Annotated in this window: 23 protein-coding genes; 10 read left to right on the top strand and 13 right to left on the bottom strand. The window is 71.1% G+C overall.

The window, feature by feature from the left end; all coding sequences use genetic code 11:
- The first annotated feature begins 81 nt into the window (after positions 1-81).
- The 5 genes from ABFX50_RS15990 to ABFX50_RS15970 are packed head-to-tail and all read left to right on the top strand — an operon-like array spanning position 82 to position 5178.
- Positions 82-1368 carry an extracellular solute-binding protein gene (locus ABFX50_RS15990; RefSeq protein ID WP_346147135.1) on the top strand — a complete coding sequence of 429 codons (1287 nt, stop codon included), beginning with the start codon at positions 82-84 and terminating at the stop codon, positions 1366-1368.
- A 2-nt stretch (positions 1369-1370) separates the two neighbouring features.
- A complete protein-coding gene (locus ABFX50_RS15985) occupies positions 1371-2318 on the top strand; it encodes a carbohydrate ABC transporter permease (RefSeq protein WP_346147133.1) in 948 nt (315 codons plus the stop codon).
- Positions 2315-3139, top strand: a complete 825-nt coding sequence (locus ABFX50_RS15980) for a carbohydrate ABC transporter permease (RefSeq protein WP_346147131.1) — start codon at positions 2315-2317, stop codon at positions 3137-3139. Before ABFX50_RS15985 ends, ABFX50_RS15980 begins: the two co-directional genes overlap by 4 nt.
- Positions 3140-3142: 3 nt before the next feature.
- On the top strand, positions 3143-4519 hold the full coding sequence (locus ABFX50_RS15975; RefSeq protein WP_346147129.1) for a glycoside hydrolase family 5 protein: 1377 nt from the start codon (positions 3143-3145) through the stop codon (positions 4517-4519).
- 38 nt (positions 4520-4557) lie between these two features.
- The gene (locus tag ABFX50_RS15970; RefSeq protein ID WP_346147127.1) at positions 4558-5178 is read left to right on the top strand and encodes a methyltransferase domain-containing protein; all 621 of its coding nucleotides are present in this window, start codon (positions 4558-4560) and stop codon (positions 5176-5178) included.
- 73 nt (positions 5179-5251) lie between these two features.
- Here the strand turns inward: ABFX50_RS15970 and ABFX50_RS15965 are convergent, their stop codons facing one another.
- The 6 genes from ABFX50_RS15965 to ABFX50_RS15940 are packed head-to-tail and all read right to left on the bottom strand — an operon-like array spanning position 5252 to position 10595.
- The gene (locus ABFX50_RS15965; protein WP_346147125.1) at positions 5252-5452 is read right to left on the bottom strand and encodes a hypothetical protein; all 201 of its coding nucleotides are present in this window, start codon (positions 5450-5452) and stop codon (positions 5252-5254) included.
- A gap of 23 nt (positions 5453-5475) precedes the next feature.
- Positions 5476-6276, bottom strand: coding sequence for an SDR family NAD(P)-dependent oxidoreductase (locus ABFX50_RS15960; RefSeq protein WP_346147123.1), 801 nt, complete (start codon positions 6274-6276; stop codon positions 5476-5478).
- A complete protein-coding gene (locus tag ABFX50_RS15955) occupies positions 6273-7250 on the bottom strand; it encodes an AurF N-oxygenase family protein (RefSeq protein ID WP_183646527.1) in 978 nt (325 codons plus the stop codon). Before ABFX50_RS15955 ends, ABFX50_RS15960 begins: the two co-directional genes overlap by 4 nt.
- Positions 7251-7278: 28 nt before the next feature.
- Positions 7279-7881 carry a TetR/AcrR family transcriptional regulator gene (locus ABFX50_RS15950; RefSeq protein ID WP_346147120.1) on the bottom strand — a complete coding sequence of 201 codons (603 nt, stop codon included), beginning with the start codon at positions 7879-7881 and terminating at the stop codon, positions 7279-7281.
- Between the two features lie 14 nt (positions 7882-7895).
- Positions 7896-9251 (bottom strand): sensor histidine kinase, encoded by a 1356-nt coding sequence (locus tag ABFX50_RS15945; RefSeq protein WP_346147118.1) that lies wholly within the window; start codon positions 9249-9251, stop codon positions 7896-7898.
- 3 nt (positions 9252-9254) lie between these two features.
- Positions 9255-10595, bottom strand: a complete 1341-nt coding sequence (locus ABFX50_RS15940; protein ID WP_346147116.1) for a sensor histidine kinase — start codon at positions 10593-10595, stop codon at positions 9255-9257.
- Between the two features lie 148 nt (positions 10596-10743).
- Between ABFX50_RS15940 and ABFX50_RS15935 the strand changes: the two genes are divergently transcribed.
- The 3 genes from ABFX50_RS15935 to ABFX50_RS15925 are packed head-to-tail and all read left to right on the top strand — an operon-like array spanning position 10744 to position 14344.
- Complete coding sequence (locus tag ABFX50_RS15935; RefSeq protein WP_346147114.1) at positions 10744-11874, top strand: acyl-CoA dehydrogenase family protein; 1131 nt, start codon at positions 10744-10746, stop codon at positions 11872-11874.
- The gene (locus tag ABFX50_RS15930; RefSeq protein WP_346147112.1) at positions 11871-12917 is read left to right on the top strand and encodes an acyl-CoA dehydrogenase family protein; all 1047 of its coding nucleotides are present in this window, start codon (positions 11871-11873) and stop codon (positions 12915-12917) included. Before ABFX50_RS15935 ends, ABFX50_RS15930 begins: the two co-directional genes overlap by 4 nt.
- The gene (locus tag ABFX50_RS15925; protein ID WP_346147110.1) at positions 12917-14344 is read left to right on the top strand and encodes an AMP-binding protein; all 1428 of its coding nucleotides are present in this window, start codon (positions 12917-12919) and stop codon (positions 14342-14344) included. The genes ABFX50_RS15930 and ABFX50_RS15925 overlap by 1 nt, the downstream gene beginning before the upstream one ends.
- Here ABFX50_RS15925 and ABFX50_RS15920 read toward each other — a convergent pair.
- The gene (locus ABFX50_RS15920) at positions 14286-15269 is read right to left on the bottom strand and encodes a carboxymuconolactone decarboxylase family protein (protein WP_346147108.1); all 984 of its coding nucleotides are present in this window, start codon (positions 15267-15269) and stop codon (positions 14286-14288) included. The genes ABFX50_RS15925 and ABFX50_RS15920 overlap by 59 nt on opposite strands.
- 98 nt (positions 15270-15367) lie before the next feature.
- On the opposite strand from ABFX50_RS15920, the gene ABFX50_RS15915 reads away from it, so the two are divergent.
- Positions 15368-16474 carry a sensor histidine kinase gene (locus ABFX50_RS15915; RefSeq protein WP_346147106.1) on the top strand — a complete coding sequence of 369 codons (1107 nt, stop codon included), beginning with the start codon at positions 15368-15370 and terminating at the stop codon, positions 16472-16474.
- Positions 16471-17169, top strand: a complete 699-nt coding sequence (locus tag ABFX50_RS15910) for a response regulator (protein ID WP_346147104.1) — start codon at positions 16471-16473, stop codon at positions 17167-17169. Before ABFX50_RS15915 ends, ABFX50_RS15910 begins: the two co-directional genes overlap by 4 nt.
- Before the next feature lie 67 nt (positions 17170-17236).
- Here the strand turns inward: ABFX50_RS15910 and ABFX50_RS15905 are convergent, their stop codons facing one another.
- From ABFX50_RS15905 to ABFX50_RS15880, 6 genes are all read right to left on the bottom strand, one after another.
- Positions 17237-18187: a helix-turn-helix transcriptional regulator gene (locus tag ABFX50_RS15905; RefSeq protein ID WP_183646496.1), complete on the bottom strand. Its 951-nt coding sequence runs from the start codon at positions 18185-18187 to the stop codon at positions 17237-17239.
- A 16-nt stretch (positions 18188-18203) separates the two neighbouring features.
- Positions 18204-20015 (bottom strand): zinc-binding dehydrogenase, encoded by a 1812-nt coding sequence (locus ABFX50_RS15900; protein WP_346147101.1) that lies wholly within the window; start codon positions 20013-20015, stop codon positions 18204-18206.
- 42 nt (positions 20016-20057) lie between these two features.
- Positions 20058-21482, bottom strand: a complete 1425-nt coding sequence (locus tag ABFX50_RS15895; protein WP_346147099.1) for an Nramp family divalent metal transporter — start codon at positions 21480-21482, stop codon at positions 20058-20060.
- Between the two features lie 9 nt (positions 21483-21491).
- Positions 21492-22223, bottom strand: coding sequence for a GNAT family N-acetyltransferase (locus ABFX50_RS15890; protein ID WP_346147097.1), 732 nt, complete (start codon positions 22221-22223; stop codon positions 21492-21494).
- Positions 22224-22286: 63 nt separating this feature from the next.
- Entirely contained in the window at positions 22287-23384 is a 1098-nt protein-coding gene (locus ABFX50_RS15885) for a M20/M25/M40 family metallo-hydrolase (RefSeq protein ID WP_346147095.1), read from the bottom strand.
- On the bottom strand, positions 23381-23904 hold a 524-nt coding region (locus ABFX50_RS15880; protein ID WP_346147093.1), incomplete at its 5' end, for a dipeptidase. The genes ABFX50_RS15880 and ABFX50_RS15885, both read right to left, overlap by 4 nt.

Raw genomic sequence — 23904 nt, 5'->3', positions numbered from 1 at the left:
GACGGTCAACTACCTCCATACCTACGCTACGAGCGCGAAACATTCGGGGGGTACTCGAAACTTTCAAAGAAGGGAACCCCTGTGAGACGTCATGTGGTGGCAGCAGCGGCGGCGTCGCTGCTCCTGGCCGGTTGCGGTGGCGCGGCCGACACGCAGCAGCCCGCCGGGTCACAGCAGCCGGCCGCGAAGGAGAAGGTCACCCTCGAGTGGTGGCACATCCTGACCAGCGACCCAGGCAAGGGCATCTACGCCAAGTGGGCCAAGGACTTCGAGGCCGCGCACCCCAACGTCACCGTCAAGATCACGGTGCTGGAGAACGAGTCCTTCAAGTCGAAGATGGCCACCCAGACCGCCTCGGGCAAGGCGCCCAGCATCTTCACCACCTGGGGCGGCGGCGTGCTCCGGCAGCAGGCCGAGGCCGGGCTGGTCAAGGACCTCACCGCCGACGCCGCGCCGATCCTGCCGACCTTCAGCACCGCCGCCATGGCCGCCTACCAGATCGACGGCAAGGCCTACGCCATCCCGACCGACATCGGGATGGTCGGCTTCTGGTACAACAAGAAGCTCTTCGCCAAGGCGGGCGTGAGCGAGCCGCCCGCCACCTGGAGCGCCTACCTCGACGCGGTGAAGAAGCTCAAGGCGGCGGGCGTCACCCCGATCGCGCTGGCGGGCAAGGAGAAGTGGCCAGGCCACTACTACTGGGCCTATCTCGCCATGCGCGTGGCCGGGCTCGACGCGCTCAGGCGGGCCGCCGAGACCAAGGACTTCACGGGGCCCGACTTCGTGGCGGCGGGCACGCACCTGAAGGCGCTGGCCGACCTGCAACCCTTCCAGACCGGCTTCCAGAACGCGAGCTACTCCACCCCCAGCGGCCAGGCGGCCGCCGTCTCCAACGGCAAGGCCGCGATGGAGCTGATGGGCCAGTGGGCTCCTGACGTGCAGAAGAGCTCGGGCAAGGGCCTCGGCGAGGACCTCGGCTTCTTCCCCTTCCCCGCCGTCGAGGGCGGCAAGGGCGCGATCACCGACGCGTTCGGCGGCGGCCAGGGGTTCGCGGTCGGCGCCGACGCCCCCGCCGAGGCGGTGGAGTTCCTGAAGTTCATCTCCGACCCCGCCAGGCACCGCGAGGCGATCACCAACGCCTTCGCGCTCCCCGTCATCAAGGGCACCGAGGACGCGGTCACCAACCCGGCGCTCAAGCTGGTGGTGGAGAACCTGACCGGCGCCAGCGGCTTCCAGCTCTACCTCGACCAGGCCTACCCGCCCGCCGTCGGCCAGGAGGTGAACGACAGCGTCGCCCAGCTCATCGTGGGCGGAAAGACGCCTGAGGAGGTCGTCAAGTCGATCACCGAGACGGCCAAGTCGGAGTGAGCGTGGTCAAGACCGCTCCGGGCGTCCTGCCCGCCCTGCGCGTGGCGGCCCCGCCGCCGCCCCGCGCCAGGCGCGGGCTGACCATCGCGCTGTTCCTGCTGCCCGCCGTGGTGCTGTTCGCGCTGCTGGTGCTGGCCCCGATCCTGCTCGCCTTCTACGCCGGCTTCTTCAAGTGGAACGGCATGGGCGGCCTGCCACAGGACTTCGTCGGCCTGGACAACTACCTGCGGCTGTTCGCCAGCGAGGTCTTCGCGGGCGACCTGCGCAACATGGGCTTCCTCGTGCTCGCCTCGCTGGCGGTGCAACTGCCGCTGTCACTGGGCATCGCGCTGCTGCTCAACCAGCGCCTCAGGGGCAGGGCGGGCTACCGGCTGCTGTTCTTCGCGCCGTACGTGCTGTCGGAGGCCGTCACCGCGGTGCTGTTCTCGATGATCCTGGCGCCGGACGAGAGGGGCCTGGCCAACACGATCCTCGGCGCCTTCGGGCTCTCCTCCACCTGGTTCGCCGACACCTCCACCGTGATGCCCGCCCTGTTCCTGGTCATGACGTGGAAGTACTTCGGCTTCCACACCCTGCTCTACCTGGCCGGACGGCAGAGCATCCCGAAGGAGCTGACCGAGGCCGCGCAGATCGACGGCGGCACCCCCTGGCAGGTCTTCAGGCACGTCACGCTGCCGCTGCTCGGCCCGACGATCAGGATCAGCGTGTTCCTGTCGGTCATCGGCACCGTCCAGCTGTTCGACCTGGTCTGGATCATCACGGGCGGCGGCCCCAGCCACGCCTCGGAGACCATGGCCGTCACGATGATGGAGTTCGGCTTCAAGCGGCTTCAGATCGGCTACGCCAGCGCGATCAGCGTCGTCATGTTCGTGCTCAGCCTCGTCTTCGCGCTGTGGTACCAGCGCTTCGTGCTCCGCCGCGACCTGGAAGGAGCGACGGTCAACCGATGACGACCAAGCTCAAGCACCTGCCGCTGCACCTGGTCGCCGCGCTGCTCGGCGCGTTCGTCGCGGTGCCGCTGATCTACGCGGTCGTCGGCGGGTTCAAGGACACCGCCCAGCTGTCGACCAACCCGTTCGGCCTGCCCGACCCCTGGCGTACGGGCAACTACACCGAGGTCCTCGCCGCGCCCGAGTTCTGGCGGCAGCTGGGCAACAGCGTGTTCATCGCGCTGGCCACCACGCTGCTGGTGGTGGGCGTCTCCGCGCTGGCCTCCTTCGTGCTGGCCCGCTTCGCCTTCAGGGGCCGCGAGGCGATCTTCACCCTCTTCGCGGTCGGGCTGATGTTCCCCTTCGCGGTGGCGATCCTGCCGCTGTTCGTGCTGCTGCGTACCTTCGGGCTGCTGGACAACCCGCTCGGCGTGATCCTCGCGCAGGCCGCCTTCGGCCTGCCCATGACGATCATCATCCTGCGCGCCTTCTTCCGCACGATCCCCAACGAGGTCGAGGAGGCGGCCATCTTCGACGGCTGCGGCCCCTTCGGCTTCTTCTGGCGGATCCTGCTGCCGATGGCCAGGCCCGCTCTCGCCGCGGTGTCGGTGCTGGCCATCGTCGGCAGCTGGAACAACTTCATGCTGCCGCTGGTCGTCTTCACCGACCAGCAGTGGTGGACCATCCCGCTCGGCGTGCAGCAGTTCCAGGGCCAGTACGCCTCCGACACCGCCCGCATCCTCGCCTACATCGTCCTGGCCATGGTTCCCGCCCTGGCCTTCTACGCGGTCGCCGAACGGCACCTGGTCAGCGGTCTCACCGCCGGCGCAACGAAGGGATAGAGAGTGACTCTGCACGTGTCAGGAGAGCGCCTCCTCACCGCCGACGGCGCTCCCGTACGGCTGCGCGGCGTGGGGCTCGGGGGCTGGTTGAACATGGAGAACTTCATCACCGGCTACCCGGCCAACGAGTCGGCGATGCGCGAGGCCGTCACGGGGGTGCTGGGGGAGGAGCGCGCCGAGCTGTTCTTCGACAGGCTGCTCACCGCCTTCTTCGGCCCCGGCGACGCCGCGCTGCTGGCCGAGCTCGGCATGAACTGCGTGCGCATCCCCGTCAACTACCACCACCTCGAGTCCGACAGCCGCCCCTTCGAGATCATCGAGCACGGCTTCCGCCACCTCGACCGCGTGATCGACCTGCTCGGCGAGCACGGCGTCTACAGCGTGATCGACCTGCACGCGCTGCCAGGCTCGCAGAACCAGCACTGGCACTCCGACAACCCCACGCACCTGGCCGCCTTCTGGCAGCACAGGCACTTCCAGGACAGGGTGGTCAACCTCTGGGAGACGATCGCCGACCGGTACAAGGACCATCCGTGGGTGGCCGGGTACAACCCCGTCAACGAGCCGGGCGACCCGTCCGGCAAGGTGATCGGGCCGTTCTACGACCGGCTGGTCAAGGCGGTGCGCGCGGCCGACCCCGGGCACGTGCTGTTCCTCGACGGCAACACCTACTCCACCGACTTCTCCGTCTTCAGGGAGGTCTACGAGAACACCGTCTTCGTCTGTCACGACTACGCCCTGGCCGGGTTCGCGCACGGCGGCCCCTACCCGGGCATGACCAGGGGCGAGTGGTGCGACCGCGAGCAGCTGGAGCGGGCCTTCGACAGGCGGACGACCTTCCAGCGGCAGACGGGCACGCCGCTGTGGGTGGGCGAGTTCGGACCCGTCTACACCGGCGACCCCGTCGTGGACGAGCAGCGCTACCAGATCCTGCGCGACCAGCTGGAGATCTACGACGCGCACGGGGCGGGCTGGTCGCTGTGGACCTACAAGGACGTCGGCCTGCAGGGGCTGGTGTGCGCGTCGGGGCCGTACGGCGAGCGGTTCGGCGCCTTCATGGACAAGAAGCGCAGGCTCGGCGCGGACCGCTGGGGCTCGACGATGGAGGAGTCGGCCGACGAGCTGGCCCCGCTGCACCGGCTGGTCGAGAGGGAGTTCGCCGGATGGCGTCCCTATCCGTGGGGCGCCCGCTACACCACCGACGACCTGATCAGGCACATCCTGCTGGCCCAGGCGCTGCTGCCCGAATACGCGGCGCTGTTCGGCGGGCTCGACGACGACGGGCTGCGCGCGCTGGCCGACTCCTTCGCGCTGGAGGCCTGCGCGCGCCGCGAACCGCTCCTGGACCTCCTGCGAACCAACCTGCGAGGCACGTCGTGACGCCCGCGTCGCCAGGGAACGGCGGGTAGCGTGAGGAGGTGTCCGACTTCCAGCATCCACGACTGGCACGGATCTACGTCGACGCCTCCAGGATCGCCGACGAGCGGGGCGGCGCCGCGCACCGCGCCCGCCTCGTGGCCGGCCTTTCGGGGCGGGTGATCGAGGTCGGCGCGGGCAACGGCCGCAACTTCGCGCACTACCCGCAGGCGGTCACCGAGGTGGTGGCGGTCGAGCCCGACGACACCCTGCGCGCCCACGCCACGCGGGCGGCGGCGGCCGCGCCCGTGCCGGTCACCGTCGTGGCGGGCCACTCCGAGGCGCTGCCAGAGGGGCCCTTCGACGCCGCCGTGTGCTCCCTCGTGCTGTGCAGCGTTCCGTCGCCCGCCAGGGCGCTGGCCGCGCTGGCGCGCGTCCTCAGACCAGGCGGGCAGCTGCGCTTCTACGAGCACGTCCGCTCGGCCAACAGGGTGTACGGCCTGCTCCAGGACCTCATCACGCCGGCGTGGAAGGTGATGGCGGGAGGCTGCCATCCCAACCGCGACACCCTCGCGGTCATCAGGCGGGCGGGGTTCGCGGTGGAGGAGGCCGACAGGTTCGCCTTCGCCCCGCAGAGCGGCATCCCGCCCATGGCCCACGTCCTGGGCAGGGCGAGGCTTTAGACACCGGCGAAAGGCGTCACCGTGTACCGGTCCCGCCCGGGAGCAGGCGGGACCGGCATCCGGGTTTCACCCGCTAGCTCGATCGCTGCCCGCGTCGCAGGGGGAGCTGCGCCTTGGCCAGCCGCTTGGACTGCGCGCCGCCTCCCGTCGTCCGTTCTGTCGCGGCCCCCGACTCGTGCGTGGCCTTGGAAGGCTTGGGCGTCGACGACTGACGGGTCTCGGTGCCGCCGCGCGAGGCGTGCTGCTCGCGGGTCTGCCGTGACTTGGAACTCACACAATCACCCCCCGATATGCGAATTATGTCCGTTTTGGGGGAGGTGAAACGCGCCGGATGGCGAGAGCGGCGGCCCGGATGGCGCCCGAGGGCGAGAGGCGGGCGGCGCGCCAGGCCAGCCGTGCCGACGCCGGCGCCACGATGAGTGCCCGGTTGCGGGCGACGCCGCGCAGGATGTCGGCCGCCAGTGACTCCACCGGATACAGCCGCCCCTGCGCCATGACCGCCGCGTCGCGGGCCTGCGCCCCCGTCTCGGTGTACGGCAGGCCGGGGTTGGCGTTGTCCAGCAGCGGCGTGTCGATGAACCCCGGGCAGACCACGCTGACCCTCACCCCGTGCGCCGCCGCCTCCGCGCGCAGGGCCATGGACAGCCCGACGACGGCGTGCTTGCTCGCCGTGTAGGGCAGCATCAGCGGAGCGGGCACCAGGCCGGCCATCGAGGCGGTGTTGACGATGTGCCCGTAGCCCTGCTCGATCATGATCGGGTAGGCCGCGTGCACGCCGTGCACGACGCCGCGCAGGTTGACGTCGATGGCGCGGTTCCAGTGGTCGAGGGTGAGCTCCTCGGCGTGGCCGCCGACCGCTATGCCCGCGTTGTTGAAGACGAAGTCGAGCCTGCCGTGGCGCTGCCTGACCGCGCGTACGGCGGAGGCGACGGCCTCGGCGGAGGTGACGTCGAGCTCGACGTGCTCCATCCCGCGCAGGTCGGGGGCGACCAGGTCGGCGACGGTGACGGCCACGCCCTTGGCGGCCAGCGCCATGGCCAGCGCCCTGCCGATGCCCGAGGCGCCCCCCGTGACGAACGCGGTCTTCGGTGATCTCACGCGCGCGGCTCCGCCCAGATGCCCATGGCCTTCCAGATCCTCCTGGTGACCGGGTTGACCAGGCCCAGCTCGGAGCACAGATCGCGGGTCTTGCCGACCGAGTCGCGCAGCTCCGCCCTGAACTCCTCGCTGCCGGTGTAGACCTCCTTCACCACCTGCGGCGGGATCTTGAAGGCGCGGATCATCGGCCCAGGGGGAGCGAGCATGATCCTGGCCATGAGGCCGAGGATGACCGGCGAGATCACCCCGAGCGCCAGGCGCCGGTAGCGCGGCATCCTGGGCACCCTGCGGCGCAGGTAGTGGCGCGCGAAGGAGATGTGCCTGGCCTCCTCGGCGATGTGGATGCGCATGATGGCCTCTTCGAGCGGGTGGTGCTTGTAGCCGTCCTTGAGCACCTTCCGCTGCACGTGGTCGATCGGGTCCTCCCCGCCGAGCACGAAGACGAAGAACAGCTCGGTGGAGATCAGCGGGATCCACGGCGCGACCTGGGCGAGGAGCGACAGCGGCCCCGGCATGCCACGGATCGGGAGTTTCGTCCGGTTCACGAATTCTTGGAACATCATCCCGTGATGTCCCTCTTCGATCGTCTCATGGTAGACGTAGCGGAACTCGGGCGACCCGTTCGGCAGCCGGTAGGCGTAGTTGAGCAGGCCGCGCTTGAGCAGGTTCTCGAACTGCAGCCCGATCTTCATGGCGGTCGCCACCCGCCACAGGCCGATCCGCGCCCTGGTCTCGGGTGAGCGGCTCCGGTACCAGGGGTGCCGGCCGAGCTTGTCGACCGGCGGCAGCTCCCAGCGCGGATCGGCGGGATCGATCAGGAAGTCGGGGTCATCCCAGGGGATGTCGACGTACGGCTCCCAGTGCTTGTCGACCGACGCCTTGGACAGGCGTTCGATGACGGACTCGTAGGCCCGCCTCTCCGCGACCGACTCGTCGCGTTCCCTGGCGGCGGTAGAGCTCGGTGCAGCTGTCATGAGCGCAATTGTACGAAGAATCCAATAGCTACGAAAGGTCCTCCTCGCGGATGCCCAACTCGGCGGCCGTCGCCGTCCGGATGAGCTCGGCCACCCTCTGGCGCGACAACACCCTGCGATGCACGCTCACCTGGACGGCCAGGCCGTCCACCAGGGAGAGGATCCGCCAGGTCGCCGCGTCGGGATCGGCGCAGGCGAACGCCCCCGAGGCCACCCCCTCCTCCACGATCGCCCGCAACGACTCCTTCCATCTCAGATCGAGCCTGCGCGAGGTCTCCTCGAGGTCGGCGCTGCGCATCGACTCCGCCCACGCGTCGATCCACATCCGCCACGTCCTGGCCGAGCCGGTGGGGGAGTAGAGCCTGAGCAGATGGCGCAGGCGCTCGACAGGGGTGCCGCCCGCGCGGTCCAGCTTGGCCAGTGAGTCCAGATCGCGCCGGGCGGCGTAGACCAGGGCCTGCGCGAACAGCTGGTCCTTGGTCTCGAAGTGGTAGAACAACAGCGCCTGGCTGACCCCCGCCGCCCTGGCGATGTCGAGGGTCCTGGTGTGCCCGAATCCCTGGGCCGCGATGACCTCGCAGGCCGTCTTCAGTAAGTCTTCTCGCCGCAAACGGCCGAAACCACGTGTCACAGGGGGAAACTGTATTACCCGTGGTAACCGTTGCGCAGAGGGAGATGTAGGACAAAGCGGGCGCCTGAGGACGAGTCCTCGATGGTCAGCGTGCCGCCGTGCGCCTGAGCGATCTCGCGGGCGATCGGCAGGCCGAGGCCGGTGCCTCCCGCGTCGCGGTTGCGCGAGGCGTCGAGCCTGGTGAAGCGGTGGAAGACGATCTCCCGCTGGTCGGGCGCGATCCCCGCGCCGTCGTCCTGCACCTCGAGCAGCGCCTGCTCGCCCCGCTGGCCCACCGCGACCGTCACCTGCGACTCGGCGTGCCGCTCGGCGTTGTCGAGCAGGTTGGTCAGCAGCCTGGCCAGCCTGATCCTGTCGCCGGTCACCACGACGCCGGGCCGCAGATCGCGGACGATCTCCTTGCCCCTCGGCCGCCGGTCCAGCTCCTCTCCCACCAGCTCGCCCAGGTCGACGGGCTCCTTCGCGCCTGGCGCCCCCGAGTCGAGCCTGGAGAGCGTGAGCAGGTCGCCGACGATCGCCTGCAGCCTGTCAATGCTGCCCAGCAGCGCCTTGCTGGTGTGGTCCCAGTTGGCCTCCTCGGGATGGAGCCTGGCCTCCTCCACCTGGGTCCGCATCGCGGTGATGGGGCTGCGCAGGTCGTGGGAGGCGTCGGAGGCGAACCTGCGCTGCTGCTCCACCGCCGCCTCCAGCCCGTCGAGGGTCTGGTTGATCGTGTCGGCGAGGTCGGAGATCTCGTCGCGGTGGCGCGAGGGGGGCACCCTGCGGCCCAGGTCGGTCGCGGTGATCTCGGCGAGCTCCTCCTTGATCGTCCGCACCGGCGCCAGGGCTCTGCGCACGGTCATCGAGGCGCCCCCCGCCGCCAGTGCGGTCAGCAGCATGACGGTCAGCGCCGCGCCCAGGAGGTAGAGCGGATGGACGTACCAGGGGACGACGGGGACGTAGGAGTAGACCGTCCAGTAGGCCCCCTCCACCCTGACCCTGTGGGCCACGGTGATCAGGCAGTGCTCGCCTGGCACCTGGTCGGTGCAGATGACGGTGTCGACTCTGCCGTCGTCACCCGTCGGCGTGACGCGGGTCAGCGGCGGCTTGTTCAGCAGGCGGGCGCTCGCCTGCCTGATCCTGCCCCGCTGGTCGGTCACCTGGATCAGCTCGACCTCCTCGGTGGGAATCACCGGCGACAGCGAGGGGGCGTAACTCTCCACGTTGAAGGTGGTCCTGCGCCCGGCCGCCGCGGCCTGATCGAGGCGGTAGTCGGTCAGCACCAGGTGCGCGAGCAGGGTGATCACCACCACGGCGACCAGACAGCCCGCCATGGCGGTGAGCCCGGCCAGCAACGTCAGCCTGCGCCGGACCGACCACGTGGTCAGCATCTGTCACCCGTCCTTCGCCGGCAGTCGCAGCACGAATCGCGCACCCGAGTCGGAGTCGGCGATCGTCAGCGTGCCGCCGTGGTGGCGGGCGATCTCGCGGGCGATCGGCAGGCCGAGGCCGGTGCCTCCCGCGTCGCGGTTGCGCGAGGCGTCGAGCCTGGCGAACCTGCGGAAGACGAACTCCCGCTGGCCGGGCGCGATGCCCGCGCCGTCGTCGAGCACCTCGAGGACCGCCTCGCCGCCCTCCCTCAAGACGGTGACGCTCACCAGCGAGTCGGCGTGCCGTTCGGCGTTGTCGAGCAGGTTCGTGAGCAGCCTGGCCAGCCGCAGCCTGTCGCCGTCCACGACGGCGGGGCACAGGTCGGTCTTGACCTTCTTGCTGCGCGGACGCTCGGCCAGCTCGGCGCGGACCAGCTCCGACAGGTCGACCCTGCTGCAGGCCTGCGGCGCGCCGGCGTCGAGCCTGGCCAGCGTGAGCAGGTCCGTCACGATCGCCTGGAGGCGGTCGAGGCTGGCAAGCAACGCCCGTCCGGTCTGTTCCCAGTCGGCCTCGCGCGGGTGCAGCATCGCCTCCTCCACCTGGGTCCGCATCGCGGTGATGGGGCTGCGCAGGTCGTGGGAGGCGTCGGAGGCGAACCTGCGCTGCTGCTCGACCGCCGCCTCCAGCCGGTCGAGCGTCCTGTTGGCGGTCTTGGCCAGCGCGTGGAGCTCGTCGGGGTTGGACGGCACGGGCACCCGCTGCCCGAGGTCCGTCGCGGTGATCTCGTCCAGCTTGGCCCTGATCGCCTCGACGGGCGCGAGCGTCCTCGCGACCGTACGGGAGGTCCCGAACCAGGTGAGCCCGGCGAGCACCAGCGTCATCCCGGTCAGGAAGGCCAGCATAAGCGGGTGGACGTACCAGGGGACGGTGTCGTCGTAGGCGTACACCATCCAGTCGCCGTCCTGCTCGTAGACCCTGAAGACGGCCACGATCTCGCACTCGTGGTCGAACTCGGGCACCCCGCACACCGTCTGGGTACGGCTGGCGTTGTCGGGGTCGGGGATGAGGGAGAGCAGCCTCGGCCGCCCTTCGAGGTTCGCCGAGGCCGCGACCACCTCGCCGCCGGTGTTGAGCACCTGGACGCCCTCGGCGTCCGTGATCACGATCTCGGGCAGGTCGCCCCGTTTGATCAGGTGGACCACGCGGAGCGCGGCGCTGACGATCTCGTTGGTCCTGTAGTCGACGGCCGCGCCGTGCACGCCGTACAGGACCATCGCGCCGACGGCGAGGCAGAGCAGGGTGACACCGGCTGTCGCCATCAGCGCCAGCCGCCCCCGCACAGACCCCGCGTAGCGTGCGATCAAGCCTCTCCCCCCGGTAATCAGAGGATCACACTAGGTGGCCACGACTCTAATTAACGGAGATTCATCAATAAATCCGGACAAATCTCTGCTCTATGCGGGGGCCGGGCGACTGATTAGAGTAAGTGAGCACTGATACCGAGGAGACCATGTGAACCTTGACGAGTATCGGAGCGCGGCCAGGGTCTGGCTGGCCGCCAACGCGGATCGGACCGATGACGCGAGAGAGTTCATGGCCAGGCTCTACGACGCCGGGTACTCCGGCATCACCTGGCCGAAGAGGTGGGGCGGGCAGGGCCTGACCCAGGCCGAGGAGCGCGCCTTCGCCGCCGAGGCCCGCGACTACGCTCTTCCCACCTACATCTTCTCGATCGGCCTCGGGATGTGCGGTCCCACGCTGCTCGACAGGGGCACCGACGCCCAGCGCGAGCGGTTCCTCCGGCCGCTGCTGCGTGGCGAGGAGGTCTGGTGCCAGCTGTTCTCCGAGCCGGGCGCGGGCAGCGACGTGGCCAGCCTGCAGACGCGCGCCGTGCGCGACGGCGACGGCTGGGTGGTCAACGGGCAGAAGGTCTGGACCTCCGTCGCCCAGCACGCCGACTGGGGGCTGCTGCTCACCAGGACCGACGTCGACGTGCCCAAGCACAAGGGCCTGACGATGTTCGTCGTCGACATGCACCACCCGGGCGTCACGGTCAGGCCGCTCAAGGACATGACAGGACGCTCCCACTTCAACGAGATCTTCTTCGACGACGTGACGATCCCCGACGAGCACCGCGTCGGCGAGGTCAACGACGGCTGGGGCGTCGCGGTGACGACGCTGCTGCACGAGCGGCTGTCGATCTCGGCGGGTGTCGGGATGGGCGGCGGCGCCGACTGGCTGGCCAGGCTGCGCGAGGCCGTCGACACCGGCGACCCGCTCGTCCGCGACCAGCTCGTCGAGCTGCACATCCGCTCCCGCGCGCTGTCGCTGTTCAACCAGCGCCTGTCCCAGGAGACCAGGGCGGGCCTCTTCCCCGGCGCGAGGGGGAGCGCGGCCAAGCTGCTGCTGGCCGAGCTGACCCTCTACACCGCCGACCTGGCCACCAGCCTCGTCGGCCCCGAGTCGGTGGTCGACGAGGAGCTCTCCCACGCGATCTCGCTGGCCCCCGCCATGGCCCTCGGCGGCGGCACCAACGAGATCATGCGCAACATCATCGGCGAGCGCGTGCTCAACCTGCCGCCCGAGCCGAGGGTGGACAAGACCGTGCCGTTCAAGGACCTGAAGGTGGGGACGCAGCAGTGAAGCTCGTACTCGGCCAGGACCAGCAGGAGCTGCGCGCCACCGTCAGGTCCTTCCTCGCCGGCCTCTCGCCGCGCGAAGGACACAGGCCCGAGGTCTACGCGCGCCTCAACGGGGAGCTCGGCCTGTCCGGCCTGATCATCCCCGAGGAGTACGGCGGAGCGGGCGCGGGCCTCACCGAGCTCGCGGTCGTCCTGGAGGAGACAGGCGCCGCGCTGCTGCCCGGCCCCTTCCTGGCCAACGCGCTGGCCGCGATCGCCCTGACCCAGGTGCCCGACAAGGAGCTGCTCACCGCCGTCGCCGAGGGCCGGCTGACGGCCACGGTCGCCCCGCTGCCCGGCGGGAGCGACCTCGTCACCGCCTCCCGCGACGGCGAGGCGCTGGTCGACGGCAGGCTGGCCCAGGTCGTCAACGCCGGGGAGGCCGACGTCCTGCTCGCCCCCGTCACCCGTCACGACGGCGTCGCGCTGGTGGCGATCGACCTGACAGGCGAGGGCGTGACCCGCACCCCGCTGACCACGCTCGACCTGACCAGGAGCCAGGCCGAGGTCGTGCTCGAGGGGGCGCGCGGCAGGGTGCTCGGCTCGCCGCCCGACGGCATCGCCCTGGAGCGGGCGTGGAACCTGTTCTCCGTCGCCCTGGCCGCCGAGCAGCTGGGCGTCATGCGGGCGAGCCTCGAGGCCATCGTCGGCTACGCCAAGATCCGCGTCGCCTTCGGCCGCTACATCGGCTCCTACCAGGGCGTCAAGCACAAGCTGGCCGACATGCACTGCAAGCTCGAACAGGCCGAGTCCATCGTCAGGTACGCCGCGTGGGCCGCCGACGAGTCGTCGGGCGAGCTGCCGGAGGCCGCCGCCCTGGCCCAGGCCTACGTGGGCAGGGCCTGCTTCGAGGTGGCCCGCGACCACCTGCTGCTGCACGGCGGCATCGGTTTCACCTGGGAGCACGACGCGCATCTGTACTACAAGCGGGCCAAGGCCGACGAGGTGCTGCTCGGCCCGCCCCGTACCCACCGAGAGCGGCTGGCCGACCTGCTGGAGCTGTGATGAACGGGTTCTACGAGATAGCGCGGTCCGACCCCGGCCGTCTGGCCGTGGCCGAGCCCGCGACCACCTACGGAGAGCTGCTCGCCCGCGTCAACCAGGTCTCCCACGGGCTGCGCGCCAGGGGCCTGGCCCAGGGCGACGTGGTGGCGGGGGTGCTGCGCAACGGCGTCGAGCAGGTCGTCATGCTCATGGCCACCGGCCAGCTCGGCCTCTACTACGTGCCGGTCAACTGGCACCTCACCCAGCCCGAGATCGACTACATCGTCGGCGACTGCGACGCCAGAGTGGTCGTCACAGGGCCCGAGGACGTGGCAGCGCTCGCCGAAGGACAGCAGGACACCGCGCCCGACGGCCGCACCGCCGGCGCGGTCATGTGGTACACCTCCGGCACCACCGGCTTCCCCAAGGGCGTGCAGCGCCCGCTGCCGGGCGCCGAGCCCGAGGCCATCGTGCCGCTCTACGTCTGGTTCCTCGGCGAGGTGTGCGACCTGCGCCCCGGGCCTGGCGTGCACCTGGTCACCTCGCCGATGTACCACTCGGCGCCGTGCGCCCACACGCAGTTCGCGCTGCACCTGGGCCACACGCTGGTGATCGCGCCGCGCTTCGAGCCCGAGCCGATCCTCGCCCTGATCGAGAAGTACAAGGTCACCAACGCGATGATGGTGCCCACGATGTTCCACCGGATGCTGCTGCTTCCCCCCGAGGTCAGGAAGCGCTACGACCTGTCGTCGATCAGGCAGGTGGTCCACACCGCCGCCGCCTGCCCCGTCGCGGTCAAGCAGGCGATCATGGACTGGTGGGGGCCCGTGCTCTACGAGTACTACGGCTCCACCGAGTCGACCATCGCCTTCTCCGTCAAGCCGCACGACTGGCTGGCCAGGCCGGGCACGGTCGGCAGGCCCGCCCCCACCTTCGAGGCCAAGATCCTCGACGAGAACGGCATGGAGCTGCCGCCGGGCGAGCCCGGCATGATCTACGTCAAGTCGGGTCTCGGCACCTTCGAGTACCGCAAGGACCCGGTCAAGACCGCCTCCAGCATGCGCGGCGAGTGGTACGCCCCTGGCGACATCGGCTTCCTCGACAAGGACGGCTTCCTGTTCCTGTGCGACAGGCGCACCGACCTGATCATCTCCGGCGGGGTCAACATCTACCCTGCCGAGATCGAGGCCGCCCTCCTGGAGCACCCCTCCGTGGCCGACGTCGCCGTCATCGGCGTGCCCGACCAGGAGTGGGGGCACAACGTGGTGGCGCTGGTGCAGCCGCACGCGCAGGTCACCGCGCAGGACCTGCTGGCCCACCTCGAACCGCGGCTGGCCAGGTTCAAGCATCCCAAGGTGATCGAGTTCCGCGACGAGCTGCCCCGCACGCCTACGGGCAAGCTGTCGCGCTCGAAGGTGCGGGAGCAGTACCTGGCCGCGAAGGGGTGATCGCCCGCTCCACGTGCTCCACGGCCGCGAAGGCGCCGAAGGCCAGCAGCCGCACCAGCTCCGCGTCGGTCACCGGCCAGGCCGCCACCTCCCTCTCGGTGATCCGGTACGGCGCCAGCGCCGCCAGCAGCGCCAGCCTGGTCGCGGGCCGCTCCCGCTCGGGCAGGGCCGCCAGAGGTCCTTCGAGCCACCCGTTCCCCAGCGGCGGGTGCCCGGCGTCGTGCTCGCCGACGGCCGCGCGGACGACCTGCCTCGCAGTCCTGCTCAGCGCCTCGCCCGTGGCGGCGGCGCGCAGGGCGGCGGAGGCCGGGCCGACGGGCGAGCCCTCGGCCCACGACGGCGCGCAGCCCCGGGGGATCAGAGTGAGCGACAGGCCTGGCACGCGGCGCCGCCGCACGGTGCGCGACATCGCCCTGCCCGCCGCCCGCCGGACGAAGGGGGAGGAGTCCATCCCGCCGGGAAGCAGGTTCTCGCCCACCAGCGCGGAGACCATCCTGTTGACGAAGTGGCAGGCCAGCGCGGTTCCCACCTGATCGACGGGCAGGTCGGCGGCGCGCTCCCGCCGCGCCCAGTCCAGCAGCAGGGCGTGGCGCGGCCCGGCGGGCCGTTCGCCGCGCGCGATCGCCTCGCCGAGCGCGTGCTCACCCATGGCGTGCAGGAAGACGGTGTGCGCGTCGACGCAGAACGGGCACCTGTTGGCCACGGAGACGCCCAGCGCGATGACCTCCTTGTCCGTCCTGCGCGAGGGGCCCGCCAGCAGCGACTCCCTCAGCAGCGCCCACGTGGCGGCCAGCACCTCGGGGGCGGGGGACAGGGCCGCGAACAGCTCGCCGACGAAGCCGAACTCGGCCTTCACCTGTGCGTAGACCTGCCCTGCCAGGCCGGTGCGGACGTTCTTGCCCACGGGGGTGACGAATCGAGTCATGGACCCACAGTGGCCTCTGCCCCCTGCGCTGTCGTCGCTCAGCGGAAGTACTCCCTGTGTATGACGTCTGTGCACATATATGCGTCTATCGTGCGGGTATGAGGTTTGATCGGGATCTGCTGCTGGCCGCCGTCGTGGCGGCGGGGCAGGTCGGAACGGAGATCCTGCTCTCCCCTGGACTGGCCCCGCTCGACTACGCGCTGCTGCTCGGCGGCACGCTGGTGCTCGCCCTCAGACGGCGCTTCCCCGTCGTCGTGCTGGCCGTGACCGTCGTCTGCATGCTCGCCTACACCGTGCGCATGCAGCCGGGCGCCGTGGCGACCTTCCCCGTGCTCGTCGCCGTCTACACCACCGTCAGGCAGGGCAAGCGCCCCGCCGCGCTGGCGGGGGTCGTGCTCTTCCTGGCTGGCATGTTCGCCTTCGGGCACGACGCCGCCGCGGGACTCTCGCCCAGGTCGGCGATCGAGAGCAGGGTGCTGGTCGTCGGCTGGCTCGTCGCGGCCGCGGTCATCGGCGAGGCCACCCGCGCGTGGAGCGCCTACCTGGAGCAGGTCGAGCAGCGCGCCGCCGAGGCCGAGCGGACCCGCGAGGAGACCGCGCTGCGCAGGGCGGGCGAGGAGCGGCTGCGCATCGCCCGCGAGCTGCACGACTCACTCACGCACAGCATCTCCATCATCAAGGTGCAGGCCGGCGTGGCCGCCCACCTGGCGCGCAAGCGCGGCGAGGAGGTGCCGGCCTCGCTGGTCGCCATCCAGGAGGCCGGGGCCGACGCGATGCGGGAGCTGCGCGCCACGCTCGAGGTGCTGCGCTCGGACGAGGGCAGCGGCCTGGAGCAGGTGCCCGAGCTGGTGAACAGGGCGCGCGCGGCGGGACTTCCCGCGAAGGTCGAGGTGAGCGGCTCGCCCAGGCCGGTGCCCGCAGAGGTGGACAGGGCCGCCTACCGCATCGTCCAGGAGGCGCTGACCAACGTCAGCAGGCACGCGGGCCCCGCCTCCGCCTCGGTCCGCATCGGCTACCTGCCGGGAGAGGTGATCGTGCAGATCGACGACGACGGCGCCGCCGTACCGGACGAGGAACACCAGCCGGGCATCGGGCTGACCGGCATGCGCGAGCGCGTCGTGGCGCTCGGCGGCAGGCTGCGCGCCGAGGCCCGCCCCGAGGGCGGCTTCACCGTCAGGGCCGAGCTGCCGGTGGTCCGCTCGTGATCCGGGTACTGCTCGCCGACGACCAGGCGCTGATCAGAGGCGGCTTCAGGGCGCTGCTGGAGGCCGAGGACGACCTGGAGGTGGTCGGCGAGGCCGCCGACGGCAGCCAGGCGGTCGAACTGGCCGTACGGCACCGGCCCGACGTCGCCCTCCTCGACATCCAGATGCCCGTCATGGACGGCATCGAGGCCACCAGGCGCATCGTCGCCGACGAGCGCCTGACGGGCGTGCACGTGGTGATGCTGACGAACTTCGGCGTCGACGAGTACGTCCTCGACGCCCTGCGCGCGGGCGCGGCCGGCTTCCTGCTGAAGGACACCGAGCCCGTCGACCTGCTGTCCGGGATCAGGGTCGCCGCCAGGGGCGACGCGCTGCTGTCCCCGACGATCACGCGCAGGCTGATGGACGAGTTCGTGCTCCAGGCGCCCGCGGCCGAGGTGGCCGACCTCTCCCCGCTCACCAACCGCGAGCGAGAGGTGCTGGCGCTGGTAGGACGCGGGATGTCCAACGACGAGATCGCCGCGCGCATGGTGATCAGCCCGTTCACCGCCAAGACCCACGTCAGCAGGGCGATGGTGAAGCTGGGCGCGCGGGACCGCGCCCAGCTGGTCGTGCTCGCCTACGAGTCGGGCCTGGTCTCCAAGCGCAGCTCACCGGTGAACCGGGTGCCGCCCTCAGGGGTGTCGCCCAGGTAGAAGCGGGCGGTCATCGTGCGCTCGTGGGTCGTCGTCGGCGGGCAGCGCCATCGGGTCGGCCGTCGGCCTACCGGTCGCTGACCGCCCTGCGGTAGCGCTCTGACAGCCCTCGCACCACCTCGGCCAGCTCCGGCGGGTCGAGCACCTCGAAGTCGACGCCGAGCGCGCCGATCCACACCGCGATGCCGTTGAGGTCGTCGCCGCCGACGTGCGCGACGCAGGTGTGCTCGTCGACAGGCTCGAAGTCCATGCCGGTCGGCAGGCCCCTCATCCGCTCGGCGGGCGCGTGCAGCAGCACCCTGGCCCTGTAGCGCCACATCGCGGTGTTCACCCCGCGTTCGACGTGCTCGGCCACGTCGAACGGCAGCTCGCGAGGGGCGAAGCGGGGCCCGCCCGGCGTGCGCGGGCTGATCCTGTCGACCCTGAACGTCCGCCAGTCGCGCCGCTCGACGTCCCACGCCACCAGGTACCAGCGCCCGCGCCTGTGCACCAGCCGGTACGGCTCGGCGTCGCGCGTGGTGACCGAGCCGTCGTGCCCCGTGTAGTCGAAGCGCAGCCGCTCGTGGTCGCGCGCGGCGTTGGCGATCGTCGTCAGCACCTCGGGCGGCACCGAGGGGACGGTGCCGGGGATCTGCACGGTGTAGGCGTTGAGCGCGCTGACCCTGCGCCGCAGCTTGACCGGCAGCACCTGCTCCAGCTTGGCCAGCGCCCGCACCGAGCTCTCCTCGATGCCCGCCACGCCGCCGCCGGCCGCCCTGCCGAGGCCGACCGCGACGGCCACCGCCTCCTCGTCGTCGAGCAGGAGCGGCGGCAGCGCCGCCCCCGCGCCGAGACGGTAGCCGCCCGCCACTCCGGGCGTGGCGTGCACCGGGTAACCGAGGCTGCGCAGCCGCTCCATGTCGTTGCGCACGGTGCGGGTGCTCACGCCGAGCCGGTCGGCCAGCTCGGGCCCCGACCAGTCCTTGTGCGCCTGGAGGAGGGAGAGCAGCTTGAGCAGGCGGGCCGAGGTTTCGAGCATGTTCCCAGTGTGCCGCCTATTGCGGAAGGTCTGCTTCCGTGATCACCACGATCTTCCCCAGAAGGTGGCCGTGCTCGCTCAGCCGGTGCGCGTCGGCGGCCCGCTCCAGGGGGAAGGTCCTGGCGATGGGCATGCGCACGGCCCCGCCGTCCACGACCTCCCCGACGACGGACGGGCCGCTCGGGCCGCTCGAGCCGCTGGAGAACAGGACCCCGTGCTCGCCCGCTGAGGGGTCGGCGATCGTGACCACCTTGGCTGGGTCGCCGGTGAGCCTGACCGAGTCGGCCAGCACGCCCCTGCCCGAAGCGTCCAGCACCGCGTCGACGGGGCCCGTGCGCTCGGCCCAGCCCTCGCCGTAGGTCACGGGGGTCACGCCCAGCTCGCGGAGGAACGCGTGGTGACCCTCGCTGGCCGTGCCGACGACCTCGATCCCGCGCGAGAGGGCCAGCTGCGCGGCGACCAGGCCGACGCCTCCGGCCACCGCGTGGATCAGCAGCCGCTGCCCCCGCTCGACGCCGAGCTCGGCCAGCGTCCTCACGGCGGTCTCGGTGGCCACAGGGAGCGCGGCGGCCTCCTCGAACGACAGCCGTTCGGGCTTGGCCAGCAGCTCGGCGGCCTCGATCAGCACGTGGTCGGCCAGCCCGCCGGTCGCGACCCTGCCGAAGACGGGCTGCCCGACGCTCCAGCCCTCGACGCCCTCGCCGAGCGCGTCGACCGTGCCGGAGACCTCCAGTCCCGTGCCCGCGGGCTCCTCCAGCGGGACGACCATGAAGCCCCTGCGGAACTTCCAGTCGATGGCGTTGACCCCCGCCGCCCTCACCGCGATCCTGACCTGTCCGGGGCCAGGCGAGGGGATGGGCACCTCGTCGAGGCTGAGCACGTCGGGCTCGCCGAACTCCCTGTAGCGGACGGCTCTCGACCTCGCCAGCAGGACCGCCTTGCCGACCAACGCGCGCGACTCGATCGCGGCGTGCGCCTCCGCCGCCCTGTCCAGCGGTACGGCCAGCCCGATCGTCGGCGTGATGCCCGCGTTCAGGGCCCGCTCCGCCAGGGCTCTGAACCGCTCGGGGGTGAACTGGACCTGCTCCATGCCGATGACGGTGATGCCACGCGCCGCCGCGAGCTCGGGATCGACGGCGGCGGGGGAGCCCTCCATGACGCCGTAGGCGAACACGCGCCCGCCGGGGGCGGTCAGTTCGAACGCCCGCGCACCCGTCTCGCCGCCCACGCCGTCGAAGACCACGTCGTAGGCGCCCTTGGGCTCGGTGTGCGCCGCGCCGAGCCGTTCGGCCCGCTGCCTCTTGGCCACGGCGGTGGCGGAGGCGGTGACCTCGGCGCCCGCCGCCGCGGCCAGCTCGACCAGCACCAGACCGAGCCCGCCGCCCGCGCCGGTCACCAGCACCCGTGAGCCGGGCTTCAGCTCGGCCGCCTCGATCAGGCTCATCGCGGCCGCCCCGACCTGGAGCAACGCCGCCGCCTCGGGGAAGCCGAGCTCGTCGGGCAGCGCGATCAGCCCGTCCACGTCGGCCAGCGCCTGCTCGGCGTAGCCGCCGGAGACCCTCGTGGCCACCCGCCGCCCCACCCACGAGGGGTCGACGCCCTCGCCCGCCGACAGCACGCGCCCCGCCACCCCTGTTCCCGGCGCGAACGGCGGCCGCGCGCCCGACCACTCGGCGCCCCATCCGGTGCGCAACTGCGCCTCGACAGACAGCACGTCGGCCGCCACCACACCCACCACGACCTGACCAGGCCCCGCCGCCAGATCGTCGGCCTCCCGCACCCGAAGGACCTCGGGACCGCCGAAACTCGTCGCCTCCACGATTCTCATGCGGGCCAGTCTGTTTCCTCAAGTGGACTTGAGGTCAAGCGGTCAGCCCAGGATCTTCTGCGCCTGCTGGATGAGGGTCAGGACGGTCAGCGAGCCGAAGAAGGCCACCGACCAGATCAGCGCCGCCAGCCGGTAGGAGCGCACCTTGATCGGCCCCGGCAGCGCCCGCCTGTTGAGCACGATGAGCAGGATCGAGTAGACGAACATCATCACGGCGGCGAAGCTGGCCGACATCACCAGCAGGATCAGCGGCTGGTCGAAACCGGCCAGCAGGACGGAGATGCCGATGAGCGTCATCGCCCAGACGACCAGGAAGTAGACCCTGTTCACCGAGATCGCGCGCTCGCGCAGGTAGACCGTCTTGAGCACGTCCGAGGCGAGCCTGCTGGTGTAGTCGACGATGCCCATCGCGGAGGCGAACAGCGACAGCGCCCCGATGAGCCAGAACAGCACGCCGAACCACGCGCCCACGGTGTCGCGCAGCGCCTCGCCCTCGACCTTCAGGAAGCCGATGCTGTTGGCCAGCCCCGGCTGACCGAAGACGGTGGAGTAGGCCAGCATCGACATCAGCGCGATCGTCACGAACGACACGACGGCGAAGGTCGAGCCCTGCTCGATGTTGGCGAAGCGCCACCAGGCCCGCCACCTGGCCAGGTTCTCCTTCGTCGGAGAGAACTGGAAGCCGGTGGAGGAGACCGCCTCCTCCTGCCCGGTGACCGGGCTGACCAGCCGCGGCACGTAGGCGCCCATGCCCAGGCCCTTGTCGCGGATCCAGTTGCTCTGGCACAGGTTCTGCCCGCCGCCCGCACCGGCGTAGGCGATGGCGCCCATCAGCACCGCGAACTCCAGCGGAGGAACAGGGAAGCTCGCGTCGACCGTGAGGCCCCTGCCCAGCGCCACCCACGCGTCGGCGTTGATCGCGAACAGCACGGCCACCACGATCAGGGTGAGCACCAGGCCGATCTTGATGAAGATCACCCGCTCGAGCGCGGTGTAGATGACGGGGGCCAGCGTCAGGCCGAGCGCGATCACGATCAGCATGCCGATCGCGATGTAGCGGACGGTGCCCTGCCCGCTGCCGGTCAGGTACGTCACCATCGTCGCCGACGTGGTCACCCAGCCAGGCCACAGGTTCGACAGCAGCGTCATGAGGACGAAGACCGCGCCCCAGTGCTTCCAGAAGCGGCTGAAACCGGTCAGCGCGGTCTCGCCGGTGGCCAGCGTGTAGCGCTCGATCTCCATGTTGAGGAACCACTGGGTCACGATGCCCACCAGCGCGCCCCAAATGAAGATCAGACCGACCTGGGAGGCGATGTAGGGCCAGAGGATGAACTCTCCGCTGGCCAGCCCGACGCCGGCGCCCACCAGCCCCGGGCCGATGAGCCGCCACCGGGAGGTGGGCGCGTCTGGCAGATCTCTGACGGTGACGGGGGGCAGGACGCGATGTGGAACCGTCGGCGTGAACACAGCCGGGACCTACCCGGCTGACACCACATAGTCACCCTTTTTGGTAAAGCCCGTCACTTGTCCGCCGCCCGCCATCAAACCGCCCAGCACCTCGCGCATCGCGTGCCTCCACGCCCTGCCCGCCCCTGGATCCCCCCTCCGCAGCGTCTCGATGTCCGCGGGCGTGCCGACCAGCACGACGGGCCCGTGCGCGGGCTCCCTCACCGGGCGTCCCCCCACCTCCACCAGAGCCGCCACCCCCTCGTCAGGGCGCCGCGCCACGACCTCCTCCTTGAGCAGCCACTCGACCACCAGGCGGTCGGACTCGTCGCCCTCGTTGATGGCGTCGGCCATCCGGCCGTAGAAGTTCTCCACGTACTCGAAGGGGCGGGCGCCGAGCTTGGCGATGTTGAAATAGGCGTTGCGGCGCACCAGCGGGTCGTAGGTCCAGGTGACGCGGTCGATGCCGCGCTCCAGGCACCACCGCCGCTGGTGCGACTTCAGCGCGTGGCCGACGCCCCTGCCGGGGACGGCCCCCGTGACGTGGGAGTGCAGGCTGTTGCCCGAGGCGAGCAGGCCCACGCAGGCGCCGACCAGCTCGCCGTCCTCGTAGGCTCCCGCGACGTAGCCGCCGGCGTGTGAGAAGACCCGCATCAGCTCGACGGTGACGGGCGGGTTGGCGGGGTCGGGGCGCCAGATGGCGTCGAACAGCCTGCGCACGTCGGCGAACTCGCCGATCTCGTGCAGCTCCCGCACCGTCACCCGGCCTCCCTCCACGCTCAGAAACCTATCCGAGCCCGCCCCCGCCGTCAGCGAAGGGCCTGGTCAGGGCGCCAGCACGGAGGCGACCAGCGCCCGCAGCAGCGCCGCCCTGCCAGGCATCTCCGCCACGATCACGTGCTCGTGGTCGGCGTGCGCGCCGCCGCCCACGGCTCCGAGCCCGTCCAGCGTCGCCACCCCGATGCCCGCGGTGAAGTTCCCGTCGGAGGCCCCGCCGACCGAGGCCTGCTCCAGCGCGCCGAGCCCCAGCCCCGCCGCGAGCGCCTGGGCCAGCCTGAACAGCTCCGCCGACATGGCCGCCTCCATGGGCGGGCGGTTCGGCCCTCCGTTGACCTCCAGCCTCGTCCCCTGCACCTGGGGCGACAGAGCGCGCATCAGCGTGTCGACCCTGGACTGGGCGGCCAGCGTCGGCACCCGCACGTCCACCCCCACCCGCGCGAGCGCAGGCACGGTGTTGAGCGTGGTGCCTCCCGCCAGGACGGTCGGCGTCACGGTGGTGCCGCCGGTGCCGGGGGAGTCCGTGGAGTCGGCCAGCGCCGCCATGCCGGCGATGGTGAGGATCTGGTGGGCCAGCTCGATGCCCGCGTTGGCGCCGTTCCACGGTTCGAGCCCCGCGTGCGCGGCCTTGCCGTACACCGTGACCGTGTAGTCGGAGGTGCCCTTGCGCGCGGTCTTGAGCGCGCCGCCGTCCGCGCTGCCCTCCAGCACGAACGCGGCCGACAGGCCGCGCGCGCACTCCTCGATCAGCGCGCGCGAGGTGGTCGAGCCGACCTCCTCGTCGCCGGTGACCAGCACGCAGATCCCGTCGAGGTCGCCGAGCCCGGCGAGGGCGTGGAACAGCTGCACCAGCCCCGCCTTCATGTCGAAGACGCCGGGGCCCCTCGCGACGCCGTCGATCACCGACCACGGGTGGGTGGCGAGCGTGCCGATCGGCCAGACGGTGTCGTGGTGGCCGAGCAGCAGCACCCGCGGGGTGCCGAAGCTCCAGCGCAGGTGCGTGACGCCGTCGACCACGATCGTCTCGGGCGGGGCGCCGAGGTGGCGGGCGCCCATCGCGGCCACCACCTTGGCGCTGCGCGCCACCGCCGCGAGGTCGCTGGAGAAGGACTCGCAGGTGACCAGTTCCTCGAGGTCGTCGATCATGCCAGCGCCTTTCCGAACAGGCGGTGCACGTTGCCGCCGAGGATCTTCCGCACGTCCGCCTCGGGCAGCCCGCGCGCCAGCAGCCCCTCGCCCACCAGCGGCAGGCCGCCAGGACCCGCCAGGCCGGGTATCACCGCGCGGTTGTCGATGCCGCTGGAGCTGACGCCCTCGCAGCACGGGGGCGTGAGGTCGCGCAGGACCTCGTCCATGAAGTCGGGGCCGAGCCCCACATGGTCGATGCCGGCGACGCCCACGATGTGCTCGATGTGGTCGAGCAGGTGGTCGAGGGTGGCCTCGCGGGCGTTCTCGGTGAGGAAGGCGGCCAGGAAGTTCACGCAGATCACCCCGCCCGTGCCCGCCACACCCCTGATCTGCTCGTCGGTGAGGTTGCGGTGGTGGTCGCGCAGGGCTCTGGCCGAGGAATGGGTGGCGATGACGGGCCTGGTGGCCAGCTCCAGCACGTGGGCGACGCCTGAGGCGCCGAGGTGGGAGACGTCGAACAGGATGCCGAGGCGTTCCA

The organism is Nonomuraea recticatena (assembly GCF_039533245.1).
In the GTDB taxonomy this organism is placed as follows: domain Bacteria; phylum Actinomycetota; class Actinomycetes; order Streptosporangiales; family Streptosporangiaceae; genus Nonomuraea; species Nonomuraea roseola.
This window is presented reverse-complemented; position numbering and strand designations above follow the sequence as displayed.